The organism is Antrihabitans spumae (genome assembly GCF_043944905.1).
Taxonomy (GTDB): Bacteria; Actinomycetota; Actinomycetes; order Mycobacteriales; family Mycobacteriaceae; genus Antrihabitans; species Antrihabitans spumae.
Genome location: NZ_JBIMSN010000165.1, coordinates 1 through 13,240 on the forward strand (window position 1 = coordinate 1; position 13,240 = coordinate 13,240).

At 61.7% G+C, this 13,240-nt stretch carries 11 protein-coding genes; 10 read left to right on the top strand and 1 reads right to left on the bottom strand.

Going from position 1 to position 13,240, the window contains the following annotated elements:
- Nucleotides 1–420 precede the first annotated feature (420 nt).
- The 6 genes from ACHIRB_RS30460 (at nucleotide 421) to ACHIRB_RS30485 (ending at nucleotide 6,406) form a co-directional block, all read left to right on the top strand.
- A complete protein-coding gene (locus ACHIRB_RS30460) occupies nucleotides 421–1,518 on the top strand; it encodes a P-loop NTPase family protein (protein ID WP_395115473.1) in 1,098 nt (365 codons plus the stop codon).
- The gene (locus ACHIRB_RS30465; RefSeq protein ID WP_395115474.1) at nucleotides 1,515–2,768 is read left to right on the top strand and encodes a vWA domain-containing protein; all 1,254 of its coding nucleotides are present in this window, start codon (nucleotides 1,515–1,517) and stop codon (nucleotides 2,766–2,768) included. The genes ACHIRB_RS30460 and ACHIRB_RS30465 overlap by 4 nt, the downstream gene beginning before the upstream one ends.
- Nucleotides 2,765–2,968, top strand: coding sequence for a hypothetical protein (locus ACHIRB_RS30470; RefSeq protein WP_395115475.1), 204 nt, complete (start codon nucleotides 2,765–2,767; stop codon nucleotides 2,966–2,968). Before ACHIRB_RS30465 ends, ACHIRB_RS30470 begins: the two co-directional genes overlap by 4 nt.
- Nucleotides 2,965–4,146 (top strand): hypothetical protein, encoded by a 1,182-nt coding sequence (locus tag ACHIRB_RS30475; RefSeq protein ID WP_395115476.1) that lies wholly within the window; start codon nucleotides 2,965–2,967, stop codon nucleotides 4,144–4,146. Before ACHIRB_RS30470 ends, ACHIRB_RS30475 begins: the two co-directional genes overlap by 4 nt.
- A gap of 68 nt (nucleotides 4,147–4,214) precedes the next feature.
- Nucleotides 4,215–5,549 (top strand): AAA family ATPase, encoded by a 1,335-nt coding sequence (locus ACHIRB_RS30480; RefSeq protein ID WP_395115477.1) that lies wholly within the window; start codon nucleotides 4,215–4,217, stop codon nucleotides 5,547–5,549.
- A 563-nt stretch (nucleotides 5,550–6,112) separates the two neighbouring features.
- The gene (locus tag ACHIRB_RS30485; protein WP_395115478.1) at nucleotides 6,113–6,406 is read left to right on the top strand and encodes a hypothetical protein; all 294 of its coding nucleotides are present in this window, start codon (nucleotides 6,113–6,115) and stop codon (nucleotides 6,404–6,406) included.
- A 341-nt stretch (nucleotides 6,407–6,747) separates the two neighbouring features.
- Here ACHIRB_RS30485 and ACHIRB_RS30490 read toward each other — a convergent pair whose 3' ends face one another.
- Entirely contained in the window at nucleotides 6,748–7,113 is a 366-nt protein-coding gene (locus ACHIRB_RS30490) for a nuclear transport factor 2 family protein (RefSeq protein WP_395115479.1), read from the bottom strand.
- A gap of 117 nt (nucleotides 7,114–7,230) precedes the next feature.
- On the opposite strand from ACHIRB_RS30490, the gene ACHIRB_RS30495 reads away from it, so the two are divergent.
- From ACHIRB_RS30495 to ACHIRB_RS30510, 4 genes are all read left to right on the top strand, one after another.
- The gene (locus ACHIRB_RS30495) at nucleotides 7,231–8,964 is read left to right on the top strand and encodes an MFS transporter (protein ID WP_395127831.1); all 1,734 of its coding nucleotides are present in this window, start codon (nucleotides 7,231–7,233) and stop codon (nucleotides 8,962–8,964) included.
- 397 nt (nucleotides 8,965–9,361) lie between these two features.
- On the top strand, nucleotides 9,362–9,973 hold the full coding sequence (locus ACHIRB_RS30500; RefSeq protein WP_395127832.1) for a WHG domain-containing protein: 612 nt from the start codon (nucleotides 9,362–9,364) through the stop codon (nucleotides 9,971–9,973).
- 562 nt (nucleotides 9,974–10,535) lie between these two features.
- Entirely contained in the window at nucleotides 10,536–12,281 is a 1,746-nt protein-coding gene (locus ACHIRB_RS30505; protein ID WP_395115481.1) for an NAD(P)/FAD-dependent oxidoreductase, read from the top strand.
- On the top strand, nucleotides 12,278–13,222 hold the full coding sequence (locus ACHIRB_RS30510; protein ID WP_395115482.1) for a DUF1702 family protein: 945 nt from the start codon (nucleotides 12,278–12,280) through the stop codon (nucleotides 13,220–13,222). Before ACHIRB_RS30505 ends, ACHIRB_RS30510 begins: the two co-directional genes overlap by 4 nt.
- Nucleotides 13,223–13,240 lie beyond the last annotated feature (18 nt).

The window sequence follows — 13,240 nt, forward strand, 5'->3', positions numbered from 1 at the left end:
GCACCTTTCTTCATGTACGACACCAACTCCGAAGGAATTACCGTGAAAGCGGCAGGCTAGTCCCAAGCTGTCGAGTAGGCGTTCGAAGCAACCCTATTCGAGGTTATCGAGGGACGGCTGTAGTTCGAAGGGACCACACATCACCTTGGATCACGCAAACGCTGAGCAGTCTGGCGACGTATTACTTGCCGCGACATTCGGTAGGTCGGCGGCAGTGGCATTTGTACGGACAGGGGCTTTGCCGGGGTATGGGTTTATGAACGTATTCAAATGGTCACACCCGCCGTCCCCGGCACCGGGTGTGCGCCGTGATTCGAAAAGTGTTGTGGTGGTCGGCATTTGCGCAGTTCAAGACGTATATTTGGGGGGTCCTGTTGAGGGTGGGTCTGACCAACTCGCCGTAGTTTATGGAGGCTTCTTGTGGCTGATTTGGCGACTGCTGTGACTGTGTTGGATGCGTGTGGGCGTGCGGGGGTTCCGTCTCTGTTGCTGTCGAAGCCGGGGATGGGTAAGTCGAGTGTGGTGCGTGCGTTGGCGGCTGCTGAGCAGGTGCCGTGCAAGACGGTGTTGGGATCGTTGCGTGAGCCTGCGGACTTTGCGGGGTTGCCGGTGGTGACGGCGGATGGAGTGAAGTTGGAGGCTCCGACGTGGGCGCGGGAGTTGCACGCTGCGGGGTGCGGTTACGTGTTTTTGGATGAGCTGACGACGAGTGCGCCGACGGTGCAGGCGGCGATGTTGGCGGTGGCGTTAGACCGTGTTGTCGGAGACTTGGCGTTGCCCGATCGTGTTCGGATTGTGGCGGGTGCGAATCCGCCGGATTCGGCGGCGGGTGGCTACGAGTTGGAGCCGCCGTTGGCGAATCGGTTTTGCCACGTCATGTTTGCTCCGAGTGTGGACGATTGGCTCGACGGAATGACGGCGGGATGGGTGTCGCCGCCTGCGTCGCGGGCGGTGTCGACTGATTTGCAGCGGCAGGCGGCGGCGCGGGGCGCGGTGATCGGGTTCGTGCGGTCGCGCCCGGATTTGCTCGATGCATTTCCGGTGTCGGTGGCGCAGCGTGGTGGTGCGTGGCCGTCGCGGCGTACGTGGGCAATGGTCGCGGGTGTTCTTCCGTATCTGCGGGATTCCGATACTGCGGCGGTGCATGCGGTGGTGCTCGGGTTGGTTGGTGAGGGCGCGGGCGTTGAGTTTCTGAGTTGGCGTCAGATGATGGATTTGCCTGATCCGGTGTCGGTGATCGAGGACCCGACTTGTGTGGATTGGAGTTCGCGCCCGGATCGGGTGTGGGCGGTGTTGGCGGGCGTCACGGCATGGGCTGCGTCGCGGGGCACGGTGGAGGCCTGGCGGTCGGCGTGGGGTCCGTTGGTGGCTGCTGCGGAGGCGGGCGCACCGGACGTTGCGGGTGCGGCGGCGCGCACGTTGGCGCAGACGCGGCCTGCGAAGGCGAGTGTTCCGGCTGCGGCTCGTCGGTTTGCGCCGATGTTGGTGGCGGCGGGCTTGACGAAGGATGCGGCGTGAGTGCGGTGCGGGCACTCGATGGTGCCGAGTTCGAGGCGTTCCGTTTGGCGAGATTGGTTGCCGCCGAGCAGATGCCGTACTTCATGCACGGCTTGTTTGCGGCGCAGCCGGTTGCTGCGCCGGGGTTGGGGACGTTCGCGGTCGATGCTTGGTGGCGGCTGTATGTCGATCCTGCGTTGCTTGTGGGTGCGCGTTCGTGGTCGGCACCGCTGGCGGGTGCAGTCCTATTGCACGAGGTCGGGCATCTGTTGCGGTCGCATTCGGTTCGGACGGAGGCGTTGCCGCGTCCGCTCGATCATTCGCTGTGGAACTACGCCACTGATGCGGAAATCAACGATGATTTGCTGTCTGCGGGCGTCGGTTTACCGGAGGGTGTGATTACCCCTCAGATGCTGGGTTGCGAGCCTGGCGGCGTTGCTGAGGACTACTACGCCGCAATATGCGGCGATGCCGCTGACTCGGTGCCGGACCCTGGTGACGATCCGGGTTGCGGGTCCGGGGCGGGCTGCAAGGGCGTGCCAGCCGAAGTGGGTGCCGATCAGGTTGTGTCGGTTCCCGGCATCGATGCTGCGGATGCGGAGCTGGTGCGCCGCCATGTTGCGCAGGCGGTGCGCGATGCGGCCTCGGGAAAGGGACGGGGGAGTGCACCAGCTGGTTTGGTGCGCTGGGCCGCTGGCGTGCTCGCTCCGCCGACGGTGGCGTGGGATCGGATACTGAGGGCGCTGATTCGACGTGCGGTCGCTGATCAAACAGGCCGCTCCGACTACAGCTACGGCAGGCCGTCTCGGCGTCGGGTACCTGGTGTTGTCCTTCCGGCAATGCGTGGTCCGTCGATCACGGCGACGATTGTGGTGGACACATCGGGATCGATGAGTACCGCCGATCTGGACGCCGCGATGAGCGAAGTGTCCGGGGTGCTCCGGTCGTCGGGTGTCGCTCGCGAACGTGTCCGCATCTTGGCGTGCGATGCGGAAAGCACAGTGCCCCAGCGGGTTCGCTCGGTGGCTGAGATTCGTTTGGTCGGTGGTGGCGGTACCGATATGAGGGTCGGAATCGCCGCAGCGGAAGCGACGCGACCGGTGCCGCATGTGGTGATCGTCCTGACCGATGGTGACACGCCGTGGCCGTCCGCGCCGTCGCGCTCGAGATTGGTCTGCGCAGTGATCGGCAATCGGTCCGCTGTGACACCGGAGTGGGCGACGACGGCACACATTCCAGTCGGCACGGCGACCGTACGGGGTGCGGCATGACACCGTGTGGAGCGGATGACGCACTGCCCGCAGCAGGGCTGGCCGCGTACGCGGAGCGGGTGCTGGCAGGCACCGGAATCAATGCTTCCGATCTTCCCGGTATCACTGCTGAGCAACATGATTCGGCCGTTCATACGGCGTTGCGGGACGGCTGGTTGTGTGCGCAAGAGAACCCGGCACCGGGCGGTGGTCAACGGTGAGCGTGGAATGGTTCGACCTGGCGCAGCGACTTCACGCGGCTCGAACGGGTACACCGGTCGCTCGGCTGCGCCACACACCGTTCACGCGTGCCATTTCGACGGTTGCCGTGCGCGCAACGATTCGGGCCGGTGTCACAACGGTGAGTGTCGCGGCCGATCGCCATGCGACGCGCACCGCCACTGACGCGGATGGACTGAGTTTGCTTGCCGACTGCGGTGCCACGATCGCCGCAGCCGAGCCGGTACTGCTACTTGTCGACGATGCTGCGACATTGCCGGTGCTCGAGAAACTCGCTCGGCATTGGGCGCGGGACTCCGACGACAGCGTGTCGGGCGCAGCTGCGATGTGCGGATGGTGGGCGGATCGGGCCGCGCATCCGGGAACATCGGCGGTGGTCGATTTGGTGGGCGCGTCGCGGTCGCGGTTCGTTCTCGGCGTCGATCCTGATGCGGAGACGCGCAACTCGGTGTGGCGCAATTGGCTTGGGATCGTTGATGATTCGTGTTCGGGTATGCACGAGTGGGCCGACATCGTCGGTGCGGGCACTGTGCTGCTTTTGCTCGATCCGATACATGAGGACGATGCCTACAGGCTCGCGAAAATGCGGGAGCTGTTCACCGATGGCATCGGATGGAACCGGCCTGACAATCCGGCAAGTGCTGCAATGGGTTTGCGGTCGCGATGCGATGCCGCAGACCTGTGGGCGGGAGCGTTGCTCTCCGATCCGCTCTGGCGACGGCGTGCTGTTCACACCGGCCATGTTGCGACCGGAACGGCGAAACACACTGCAAAGAAGCCGGGTTCGGCAGGGCGTGCGTCTATAGCGGTTGCGTGTGACCGTCTCGACTCGCGTTTGCGGGTGGGGACGAAAGTTGCCGGCTGGGTCGGAGGTCCGGAGGATCAGCCGTTCGAGCGGTTCTTTGCCGACGTGAAATCCGCGACGGTGGCCGGTGGTGGTTTGCGCCTCGATCTCGGCGCGATCAGCACCCATGCTCCCACCGACGGTGCACGGGTGTGTGTGATGCCGCAGCCACCGTCACCGCAGACGTTGCGCGCCGGGCGAAGCGCCTATTACGCGTTGTATGCGCGGCGGTCGTGGCTTTCGACGGGTCGCACACCGGCATTGCAGCGTCGTGATGTGCCACTCGACGTGCTGATCGCAGGAGCCGAAGACTAAGCGACGTCGCAATTCGCTGTCCGAGCAACAACATTGACGTTACAGACCATCTTTGGAGTGCAGTTCCCATGAGAATCGTCTTACCGAAATTGACAACGCTCAGCCCGACTGCTGATGTTGCACCGCAGCCCCTCGCTGCTCCCGCCAGTCTCACCGAGTGGCCGGGGGCTGCGATCATGGACGACCCGGTCACAGCGCGTGTGTTGTTTTCGGTGTGGTCGGGTGACTCGGCTGTCGTAGTGCCGTCGCCGCCAGGAGCGGGCAAGACGCGGCTTGTCTGCCTACTCGCGGCGGCTCTCGCGCATCGTGCCGACCTTCGGGTAGGGATCGCGGCACAGACTCGTGAGCAAGCGTTGGAGATTGCGCGGCGGCTCGGTGGGCTGACAGACCGCGCAGGGTTGATGTGGAAAACCGGTGTGGGAAAGCCGAACTGCGGTTCGACACCGGTGGTTACTGGCCAACGCGCACGGTGGAGATCTGATGGTGGCAGCATTCTTCTGGCCACGACAGCAAAGTGGATGTTCTCCGATCCTGATCGTCTCGGCGCAGATGTGCTGATCGTGGACGAAGCCTGGCAATGCACCTACGCCGACCTCGGCGCATTGGGTGCGATAGCGCGACAAGTGGTGTGTGTCGGTGATCCCGGCCAGATCGACCCGGTAGTGACCGGGGATGTGACGCGGTGGCTGAGCAGCGCCACCGCCCCTGATCTACCCGCACCGATCGCGTTGCAGGCCGCGCACGGTGACGCTGTCGGTGTGTTGAGACGCTCTCGGGATGACGACATCGGTGTCGTGCGGCTGCGCCACACCTGGAGGCTCGGAGCCGAAACGACCGCACTGATCCAGCCAGTGTTCTATCCAGACCTACCGTTTACCTCGCGCCGTCCACCGGAACACCTTTGTGAGGCTTCTGGTTCGGTGGTGCCCGAACTGGGGCACCGCGTGGTGGCCGTGTCGGGCGGGGCATCCGATCCCGCATTGATCGATACATGCGCAGGCCGTGCTCGCGAACTGCTCGACACCGCTGTTCATACCGAGTCCGGGGGACGACCTCTCACCGCCGCCGATATCGCCGTTGTGGTTCCGCACGTGACGCAAGCTGCTGCTATCCGTGCACTCTTGGCCGATCATCCCGACATGCTCGTCGGGACAGCGAACAGCCTGCAAGGACTTGAACGCACCGCCGTCGTCACGCTGCATCCGCTCGCCGGGTATCGCACCGCAGAGTCGTTCAACCTCGATCTAGGACGCGCGTGCGTGATGCTCTCGCGGCACCGGGCGCACATGACTGTGATCACGGACGCAGCGAGCATTGACGTCCTCGCGCAGACCGAACCTGGCTCATCTCAGGCCGCGAACAGTGGTCTGCTCAATTCTCTGCACGGCACTTCGGCTGTGTAGGTGAACCTTTGACGGGACAACGGCACAATCCGGAGTCCCCGGCACTGGGTGTGATGGGGACGTCCGGCGCAGCGGTACTGGGGGGTCAGTCTTTGGTGCTGCGACGAATTGGTGACCACGCGTATCGCCACTTTCGTGGTTGTCACTCCGCCGAGTGCGCTATTGGCAATCACACACGTTGGGGGCCTTGCTTACTGGCGCCGTAACAGGGAGGGAAGTGGACTTACTTACGGTGCGGGCCACATGCCGAAACGGCGTCGCTTTGAATGCGAGACGGGAGTTCGATTGTGGCGGGATGGCCGCGTGTTTGGGGTGCTACTGACGCGGAGGTAGGTGCGACCTACCCGTGTGATGGCGTTTTTGCAGATCCGACTTTCGAAGCTCACCGGGCGGTCACTGTGGCGGCGTCTCGTCCTGAAGTGTTCAGATGGTTGTGTCAGATCAAAGCAGCCCCGTATAGCTACGACTTGCTGAACAACTTCGGGCGTCGGAGTCCTCGCGCTCTCACGCCAGGGCTGGAGCAACTGAAGATCGGACAGCGCTTCATCAGAGTCTTTACGCTGGTGAGCTTTGTAGTTAACGAGCATCTCACCATTCGGGTGTCCAGGCTCGGTCGGTGGATGTTCGGTGAGTTGGTGATCAGCTATGTCACGCGTGACGACGGCTGTGGAAACACTCGCTTGGTGGTAAAGCTGAGTCTTCCCCGCGCGGATCGGATCGGTTGGATCCGCCAGTGGATGTTGGCGTGGCTTGATCTGTTCATGATGCGTAAGCAGTTGTTGAACCTGCGTGATCTTGCTGAAGGCAAATACGCCGAAAGTAGCCGTAATGCGACGAGAAGCCGTGATGCAGCCTGAAGGTAGCGGCGACGTTGCTGCGCTGGGCGCATGCGTGCTGATGGTCGCTTACGCCCTTTCGGGAGGCGTTGTCTTTCTGTGCCTTGCGCTTGGGCTTATTGCTGTGTGGTGGGGTGGACAGCTGCGGCAGCGATCGAGAGTTAGTCCTGTAGAGAGGCGATCGCGTGGGCAGTATTAGTTTCTGCCGTTGCGTCTCGCAGGCATAGCGAAACCCATTGCGGATGTCTTGGGGTGTGTCAGCAAGCGGTGATGTTTCGTAGGTCTAGCGAGCCCAGGTGGACAGCGTAGAGATCCGTTCGTCGCTGTCCACCTGGGTGCCTTGTGTGGCCGGGCCTTCGGTTCTATTGCTGGGGGGGCGCGTACGAGAGTCGGTCGAAGACCAAGATGTTCTCGGCAATCTTCCCGTCGCGGAGGGTGAAATGCTCGGCAGCCGGGGCAGTAGTGATTTGCCCGATGTGAGGGTAGTAGAAGAGAACGACATGATCGTCGTCGCCGAATGCCGCAAGATCGGTTAGTCCGGTCAGGGTGGGAGCGAATCCGCCGAGGAAGGCGCCGTAGGCATCTTTTCCGATCAGCTCGGCCCCAGGTGCTTGACACACGATGTTGTCTGCGACGTACTCCAGTGCTGCGGTGACGTCTCCGCTAGTCCAAGCGCGGTGGTATGCGAGGACGGTATCTAGCGCGGTCGTTTGCGTCTGCTGAGTCACGCTGTGCTCCTTCTTGTTTGGCTATCTTCGCTGAGAATGAGAGCTGAATCTCACTTAGGAAAAGAATGTTAGCAGAACCACTTGACATTTCTCACGCTACCTTGAGAAAGTCAAGTCATGCGAAAGCCCCTGATCCTTCTCGCTCTTACTCTCACGGCGTTCATCGTCAGTGTCGAAATTTTGATAGTGAACGTCGCTCTGCCTGCGCTCATGCAGGAGCTAGGTGCGAGCACGTCCGAGCTGCAGTGGATAGTCGACGCCTATAGCTTGGCCTTTGCCGCATTAGTACTGGCAGGTGGCAGTTTCGGCGACCGGTGGGGCCGAAAAACAGTGCTGATGGTTGGCCTCGCCATTTTCGCGGCGTCCTGCTTGTGGGCGGCCGTCATCGACACTCCGGGCCAGCTCGTCGCCGCGCGCGCGGCCATGGGCATCGGAGCCGCCCTCATGTTCCCCGCGACCCTGTCGATCCTCGTGAACGTCTTCACCGAGCGGGGCGAGCGTGCTGGCGCCATCGGGCTCTGGGGAACCGTCACCGGATTCGGTGTTGCTACCGGCCCAATCGTCGGCGGCGCACTGCTTGCCAACCACTGGTGGGGCAGCATCTTCGTTTTCATGGCAGCGTTAGCCGTCGTGGTTGGCGTCCTTATCTGCTGGGTTGTGCCCAATTCACGTGCCTCGGAGACCCCCCCGATCGATTGGCTGGGCCTCGGACTTTCGAGTGCCGGCGTAGCGATCCTCGTCCTCGGAGTCATAGAAGCTCCCGGATGGGGGTGGGGATCTACCCGCACCATCCTCAGCCTTGCGCTCGGAGCTGCGTTGTTGGTCGCCTTCGTTGCGGTGGAACGCCGGTCGGCTCACCCCATGCTCGACGTATCGCTGTTTGCGAACCCCCGGTTCAGCGCCGCCAGCGCGGCGGTCGCGATCTCGTTCTTTGCCTTACAAGGTTTCATCTTCGTCATCACGCAATACCTGCAGTTGGTGAAGTACTACAGCCCCTTCTCCATGGGGGTTCGCCTTCTCCCCATGGCGTTCGCCGTCGCTATCTCGTCGATCATAGGAACGAAGCTCGCAGTCAAAATTGGAAACAAAGTGGTCGTGGTCGCAGGCCTTGTGCTGTTCTCTGTCGGGCTCCTCTGGTGCTCGACGAACACTGGCACGACGTCGTACGCCATGATCGCCGGCGAAATGCTCCTACTCGGCATCGGAGTTGGACTTGCGAGTGCGCCGGCCACGGAAGCGATCATGGGCGCAGTGCCGGAGGACAAGGCTGGAGTCGGCGCAGCGGTAAACGACGCCACCCGACTGTTCGGTGGCACTCTCGGAGTGGCGGTGATAGGAAGCGTCGCATCATCGTTGTACCAAAACCGTCTGGAATCAACGTTGCCAGCCGTCCCGGGCGCCGAAGACGCTTTCGCCGCTGCTTCGAATTCCTTTGGAGCTGCCATCCAGGTCTCGCAAATGCTCACCGAACGCGGCCTGGCAGAACCGGGGCAACGTCTACTCGACGGCGCAACGTCAGCCTATCTGCACGGAATGTCGGGCGGATCCCTTGTAGCAGCAGGAGTCTCACTTGTCGGAGCCCTGCTGGCGGCTGTACTCCTGCCTGCTCGACCACAAGATGCCGATCGCGATCTGCCCCCGGAACTCCTCGCCCGAGACATGTCGGGCGCGGCTGCTGGTGCACTCATCGCCGACGCGTTTTCCAAACGGCTACAGCGTTCCCGTTCGAAAACCGCCGCCAATTCTCCCGCAGATGAGGGTCTGTCGAACCCAGCCGGTTCCACCGCCGCCGCGGCACTCCGCGATGCGACAGCAGCCGATCGCGGCCGGCAGCGCGATGATGCTCTGTAGACGACATGATCACCCGGCTGGATGTGTTGCCGGATAGAGCTTAATGCTGTCCGATGCAACGCTCAGTATGAGTGAGCAATGCGCAGTCGAACGTATTCCCCCGCCGGCGGCGATAGTGGAACCGCCACAAGTGTGTGTGGTGCCGAAGTCCGTACCTGTCAGTTCAGCAGGGCGATTGGCGAGCCCACGCGCGGGTGGCCATGAAGAGGGTGCGATGGTCCACCAGCAATTGACGAAGAGTCGACGGGAGCGTCGACGACTTGAAACCTACGATGAGATCGTCGAGGTATCTCGGCTGCTATTGCGTGAGAAGAGTGAACTTTCGCTTCGCGCTGTCGCAACCCAGATGGGAATGACGCCACCCAGTTTGTATCGATATGTCGCGAGCGTCGACGGGATGCGTGCCATCGTCGCTCGCGACATAAAGCGAGACATTGTCTCGGCCATGTCGAAAGCAAGCGACCACTACCCGACCGACGATCCAGCGGCACGCCTCGCCGCTTCCGCGACCATGTTCAGGATCTGGGCACTGGCAAACAGAGCCGAGTTCCAAATGGCGTTCGCCAACCCCGCCGACTCCACGTGTTCCATCGACACAGCGGATGAGCCCCTACCGGAGGTAGGGCCCGCAGGCGCATCACCGGCGTTCGCGGATCATTTTGCAGATTTGTTCATCCGACTGCACTCCCAGGGACTTCCTTTCGAGGCGCCCGCGGACGATCTCGAGTCCGTGCAAACCCGGGATCCGGAGCGAATGTCCGCCGACCCCTTCCATGTGGCACTTGGGGCTGAAGGACTGGCTCCCCGGCGGCTCTTCAATCTCGCGTGGGCGCGCCTGTACGGAATCGTGATGGTCGAGGTTTCTGGGCATATCGACGAGCACCTGATTCGCTCCGGCTCGGTTTTTACCACGCTTCTACGCGAAACCTTTGCCAGCCTTGGGCTCGCTGACAGGTGGGACCAGATTATCAAAATAAGCCGAGAGACTGCATCACGAGCTTCGATCTGACGATTGCCGAAAGGCCAACGGCTAGTGCACGTTGTGTGAACCTACCCTCGATCAGATGTAGCTGCCGTATAGGCACATCAGACCTGTTGAATGCTGCGCGCATTCGATAACTCCGCACCGGGGATTCATCGGCCTGCTCGGCAGCCGTCGGTCAAGTCCGCGTGCATAGACGTGCCCCGAGAATCGGTCCTGCGCGCCAGGCGTCGAACGGTTCAGACGTGTACCGGATCGAGCTTCCATGTGCGGTAAGTGCGGCGTAACCGGGCTTCTTAGTGTCACCAGGAGACGAGATGCGGTAGCACTGGGAACGTAGAAGGAGCGCGAATGAAGCTGGGGGACAAAGGATCGACGCTAGATGCCAAGTACCTCAACCCGCAGGGTCAGACGGATCTTGTTGATAGCTCGAACTATTCGACATGGACAACAGACGATCCACCGGTCCGCCGACATGGCGACAGCGTAGTTCCCCCCTTTCATCACGTTTACGCGCACGCGTCACGACAGATCAACAACCATCAGACCACTGGCCCTGAGGCCACGACTTCATGCTGGAGGTAGGACAGTGAACGAGCAGGAATCGTCCAATGAAGCGATTTCCGAATTCGATGTCGCAATCATGGGCGGGGGCGCGGCTGGCCTGACGCTGGCAATGCAACTACACAAGAGCCGTCCCAACACTTCGATCGTCGTGGTGGAGAAGAGCACTCGCGCGCCTGAAGCAGCGCACAAAGTGGGCGAATCGACTGTCGATATCGCTGCTCACTACATGCGTGACGTGCTCGAGATCGAACCGCACATCAATGACCGGCAACTCGACAAGTTCGGGCTGCGGTTCTTTTTCACCCAGGCCGACAACAGCGACATCGCGCGTCGAGTCGAACTCGGCCACGCACACCGCCCACACCTCGGCGCTACCTACCAGCTCGACCGCGGTCGATTCGAAAACTACCTCTCCGACGAACTTGTCGGCCGCGGGGTAGACGTCTTGAGCGGACACAAGATCAACGAAGTCGATCTCGCCCCCACAGGGCAGCGGCATCTTGTCCGTGTGACGACGCCGGACGGCCACAATCGCGGAATCCGTGCCAAGTGGGTAGTCGATGCTTCGGGCCGCTCTTCCATCCTCAAACGCAAACTTGGATTGTCGAAACCCAACGGACACAACGTCAATTCCGCGTGGTTCAGGATCGACTACCCGATTGACATCGACGAATGGTCGGCTACCGGCAGCTGGCACGAGCGCATCACAGATGGGCACCGACGTCTGTCGACTAACCACTTGATGGGGGAGGGGTACTGGGTGTGGCTGATCCCGTTGGCTTCCAACTCGATCAGCGTAGGCATCGTGGCAGATGCATCACTGCACCCATTCGAAAAAATCAGCCGCTTCGAGAAGGCAATGTCGTGGCTGCGGGAACATGAGCCGCAGTGTGCGGAGGCCGTCGAGACTCATCGCGACAAACTGCTCGACTTCAAGGTCATTCGTAACTATTCCTACGGCTGCGAACAGGTGTACTCCGAGCAAGGGTGGTGCCTGACAGGTGAGGCGGGGATCTTTCTCGATCCCCTCTATTCACCTGGGTTCGACGTTATTGCGCTCAGCAACGGACTGATCACCGATCTTGTTAGTCAGGCGCTCGACGGTGAAGACATCAGCGAACTCGCCGCCATCCACAATTCGGTGTTCTTCCTCGTCACCGACGGTTGGCTGCCGATCTACGAAGGCCAATACCCGATCATGGGAAACGCTCGGGTCATGAGTGCAAAAGTGATGTGGGACACGGGGGTCTATTGGGCGGTACCTGCTCTGCTCTTCTACCACGACCAGTTCCGTAAATTGGTCGACCGGCCAAAGCTCGTCGCGCAACTGGCGCGGATGTCGGCCATCACGTTGCCCGTCCAGCGATTCTTACGTCAGTGGTACGACGTCGAGCCGAAAGCGCATGCGGACGGATTGGTCACCTACTACGACTTCGACTTCATGACCCGCTTCCATGAAGGCATGGACGCCAACCTCTCCGATGCCGATCTCGACAACCAACTGGCAGCCAATCTTGACGAGTTGGAAAGGATTGCAGGCGAACTGGTTTCTGCTGTCATCGCAGAATGTGACGCTGCCACCGACGATGCCCGCAGTGGACAAGCAGATCTATGGCGAGCCGACAAGACTCTGATGCGGCTTGTTGACGTCTACAAAGCACACGGCAGATCTGACGATGCATGGATCACCGTGGGGCCGGACGGCCTGGCGAAGGGCGGCGGCCGGGATTTCTCGGTCTGTTCGTTGGTGGGGGAGCAGACGCGATGAGCCGCATGCTGATGCAGGCGCGCCGTGCCGCCATGGGTGTGCCCGAAAAGGAGATCCTCGCGTTCAAAGGCGGCGACTCCGCCAATTGGCTACACCTCGAGGACGGCGTCCGAGCGGCTGTCGGCGGCTACCACGCGGTGGTTGATGGCGGGAGTCTTGCCGACATCATGGCCAGAGTCGAGACTGTCCCCGAACCGCTGAGTGGATACGCCCACGAGGGTGTGGCGATGGGACTGACAGGGCTGGACTGTGTGTTGCCGTGGAAGTCGCGGTTCCGCGCGTTTCTCGCCGGTCCGGGGGATGCCCACGTTTACATGGTTCACATCGGCGCCGGCGAGGCGCTGGCGCGTATGAGGAGACGGCCCGAGCCATTTCTAGCTCAACTTGACGACCCAGTCTTGAGATGGCTGGTCATGGACGGTTATGGCTTCCACCAGGGATTTTTCGCCCGAAAGAAGTTCGTCGACCGCCAGATCGTTCCCGAATTCCTCTCTCCGTATGCGCGGCGAGTCTTTGATCAGGGCGTCGGCCGTAGCATCTGGTTTTCCTCGGGTGCTGACGTGAGCAGTATCGCTGCCCGGATCGCCGCGTTCACTCCAGATCGGCACGCTGACCTGTGGCTAGGAGTAGGCGTCGCCTGCAGCTATGTCGGCGGCGTCTCGCGGCAAGAGATCGAGCTTCTGCGCGAAGTCTGCGCCCCGCATCTCACGCGTGTAGCCACCGGGGCAGCGTTCGCAGCCCGTGGTCGTCACCGTGCCGGCAACCCGCAGGCAGACACCGATCTCGCATGTGAGGTCTTGTGTGGTACCGACAGTCTGGGCGCGTCCAAGATCGTCGAAAATGCGTTCGCCAGTCTGCCGACACATATGGTCCGCCCCGGCTATGAGCTGCTTCAACTTCATTTGTTCGAGGCCTTCGCCATGTCGCGTGTGCCCGCCTAGAGAGGTAATCAATGGTTG